Source organism: Roseburia sp. 1XD42-69, assembly GCF_003612565.1.
Lineage (GTDB): Bacteria > Bacillota > Clostridia > Lachnospirales > Lachnospiraceae > Roseburia_B.
Map to the genome: position 1 here is coordinate 1 of NZ_RAZG01000161.1, position 2,692 is coordinate 2,692.

Annotated in this window: 4 protein-coding genes; all 4 read right to left on the reverse strand. The window is 34.9% G+C overall.

Annotated elements, in window-relative coordinates:
* Positions 1 to 340 precede the first annotated feature (340 nt).
* The 4 genes from D7Y06_RS24600 to D7Y06_RS24615 all read right to left on the reverse strand — a co-directional run bounded on the left by D7Y06_RS24600 (position 341) and on the right by D7Y06_RS24615 (position 2,511).
* Positions 341 to 856 carry an AAA family ATPase gene (locus D7Y06_RS24600; RefSeq protein ID WP_120410110.1) on the reverse strand — a complete coding sequence of 172 codons (516 nt, stop codon included), beginning with the start codon at positions 854 to 856 and terminating at the stop codon, positions 341 to 343.
* Positions 857 to 919: 63 nt separating this feature from the next.
* Complete coding sequence (locus D7Y06_RS24605) at positions 920 to 1,369, reverse strand: hypothetical protein (RefSeq protein ID WP_120410107.1); 450 nt, start codon at positions 1,367 to 1,369, stop codon at positions 920 to 922.
* A gap of 23 nt (positions 1,370 to 1,392) precedes the next feature.
* Positions 1,393 to 1,992 (reverse strand): type 1 glutamine amidotransferase family protein, encoded by a 600-nt coding sequence (locus D7Y06_RS24610; RefSeq protein ID WP_120410108.1) that lies wholly within the window; start codon positions 1,990 to 1,992, stop codon positions 1,393 to 1,395.
* Between the two features lie 141 nt (positions 1,993 to 2,133).
* On the reverse strand, positions 2,134 to 2,511 hold the full coding sequence (locus D7Y06_RS24615) for a TnpV protein (RefSeq protein ID WP_120410109.1): 378 nt from the start codon (positions 2,509 to 2,511) through the stop codon (positions 2,134 to 2,136).
* Positions 2,512 to 2,692: the final 181 nt, after the last annotated feature.

The window sequence follows — 2,692 nt, forward strand, 5'->3', positions numbered from 1 at the left end:
GCACTTTATCATAAAAATAAAGTGCGTAAGTTTTTGTTACCGGTAACTTACACACTTTATATTACACTCCCGGGATTTTATCCGTTACTCGAACTCGACTTTTCCTAACTAATTTTGTTTAAGATTTATTCCCTGTCGAGTATGTAAATCTTTTGATTATTTGATATATCCATATTATCCTGCCTATATGAGCTAATGTTATCATTTTGTTATCGCTGTTGATAACACTGGCTCTGTAACTGCGGATAATAGCTATATGCTATGGTTTAAATTATAAGCGAGTTCGCTTAGAAAATCAACACTAAGTTTTGCCGTCAATTTCACAAACAGGAAACTGTCGCTAGAAATCAATATTGACTTCGTATTTATCTTCAAATAGTATGTAGTTTAATTGATATTTCTGTGCATTACGTAATACTTCTGCATTGTCTTCCAAAATACTCGCCATCGTATAGCATTCATCATCTAATCGATTTTCAATGGTGTTTGCATATCCTCTTATGTCTGCAAAATGACTTCTAATATAGCCTTCACTCATTATAAGACAATAATATTTAATATTTTCGAGATATTCGTAAACAAAATCCTTTTTCCAATCAAACGGAATATAGCAACCCTCAACAATTAAATTCTGCTTATTTTCAATAGCCGTTTTAACTATCTCACGAACGATAGGCCATAGATATGCAGTTAAATCCTTCTCACTGCTCATTGGTGTGAGTTCTGTATTTCCACTGCGAATTAACCCCATTTTTAGATGGTCTATTGATAAATATGGGTATTTATATTTTTCAAGTAACTTTTGAGCAAGTGCTGTTTTACCTGTATGCGATGCTCCTGTAATTAAAATAACCATCTCTTGTATCCTCATAATTTCAGACTTTTCGTTCCTTGTAACTTCCTGATAAACTCGAATTTATCAAACTATAAAGTTTGCTACTCCATATACCACATGACAAATTGTAAAAATTGAAATAGGAATTAAAGCTATACCATTTTTTCTATCAATCGCAAAAAACAAAAATGCTAAACAGGGTGGAATAGTCAATCCTAATATTACAATCGCATTTGTCATACCATTATAGTAAGCTATCCAGCTTGCCACATATAGTAAATAGCAAACTGTTACCATGATAACAAAAGGGGATATACACAACTTTTTACTCTCTCTGTTTCTAAAAATACATATAGAAACAATCATCAATATTTGACATACAGAAGCTACTGTATCGACCATTTCTGTAATTGATTTTGCTCTTAGTATATCGTTTGGCGCAGGGATAGCAAACCAAATAAAATTCGGTATCATAACAATCAAGAATAGCAACAATCCCCAAATTTCAAAACTTAACTTGTATCTTTTTAACATCTAATCCTCCCTAAAACTGGAATTTACATTTTAGGCATTGGAGCGATATAGAAGCCTAATTTGTGAAAGTTATACCAATCAGCGATTGTTTTTTCATCAGTTATATGTAATGCACGCAAAATCTCTTTTGCAAATTCTAAAGATGCCGTTCCATTAGCCGTTATCACATTTTTATCACAAACTGCCTGCTTCGCAATATAATTTGTTTCTCCAGTGTAATTCGTTTCTGCCCATTGTTTCAAATCATTCAAATCATTACTTGTATGAGCAACATGGTTCAATATACCTGCTGTACCCAAAAATGCAGAAGCGTCACAGATTCCGCATAACAATTTTCCCCGTTGAAAACAATCCTTTGCCAGTACCTTAATTGGTTGTGTATTTTCGCTTCTCCACGTCATCCCACCAATTAGAATAAGAGCTTCATAATCATTCGGAACAGATGCAACATCATAGTCTGGCAACACCTTAAATCCACCGATTGATTGAACGTAATCTTTTGATAAAGATACTGTTTTTATCTCATAGTTGTCTTGCCCTAACATAGAAATTGCAGATGAAATGTAAGCAGCTTCCCAATCTGCATATTGCTGCAAAATTACAAATAAAATTGTTTTTCTCATATTGTTCTCCTTTATCAATCCCAATTTATCAATCTAATTTCTTTTTCCAAGTATACACAAATTCATAAGATTTTTCAATTCTCCGAACTATTTTTTTGATTGAGAGGCACTTCCACATACGGCAGAAGTGCCACCTATAACTTATGAATAGATTACCTCGCTCTCCACAACTTCCCTCACACAAGCCCGAATGTTATTCATTTTCTGAACCCATAAAAGCTGGTTTTCCTCTTTTAACCTTTCCGTCACTCCCTGCCTATCGGCATATTCCTTTACCAGCCGAGAAAACAAATCCTCTGCCTGTTTATCCACACTTGCCAAATATTCATTCAGCCTGCCGCTTGTCAGCAGATTGAGATAAACGAACTGCTTATGCTCTTTGAAATACTGCAAATGCCTTTGCCCCCAAATGCCAATCGGTTTTTCTTCTTCGGGAAGTAATGCAAGCTCTGAGAGGTAATAGTCGCCTTGCCTTACATACCAAAGACCGTTATTTTCGTCATAAATCCTGTTTTCCATAGTGTTTCCTACCTTTCCTCTTTGCTATTTTTCAAATACTTTCCACGCTGTTTCGACTTCTGCGCCGCTTTTGCCTGCTCCAAAAGGCTTTCTATCTGCTTACTTCCAAATGTTAGCGCCAATGATAAAATGTAAGAAAACGCCGAAGAAAAAATGTAGATTTATGGCGGAGAGAAAGAAA